Source organism: Paenibacillus sp. OSY-SE, assembly GCF_000283315.1.
In the GTDB taxonomy this organism is placed as follows: Bacteria; Bacillota; Bacilli; order Paenibacillales; family Paenibacillaceae; genus Paenibacillus_B; species Paenibacillus_B profundus.
This window is the reverse complement of the sequence record NZ_ALKF01000037.1, coordinates 1-237: the sequence shown is the minus strand read 5'-3', so window position 1 is coordinate 237 and position 237 is coordinate 1. Positions and strand designations below refer to the sequence as shown.

General features: G+C 47.7%; 1 pseudogene. It reads left to right on the top strand.

The window, feature by feature from the left end:
• Window positions 1–237 (top strand): annotated as a pseudogene (locus tag A372_RS38155) (hypothetical protein); the annotation flags it as partial.

The window sequence follows — 237 nt, the reverse complement described above, 5'->3', positions numbered from 1 at the left end:
AGGTTATCTGAAGCAGGCCGATAAGGGTAAAGAGCTGGCTATGCCTCCTACCGTTTTTTCAAGAGTTGCTATCGCGGGATTATCCAACAGGGCTTGCCGTATACGCTATGTAAGGGGAGGTAAGCAGTTTGAAGGCTATCTTCATTGCACGAATGAGCGTGTGGTGGAGCTTGTGAAATCAGTTGACGAACCCGATGAATATCGTCTGTACGATCTGGGTAATGTGGAAAAGGCTTG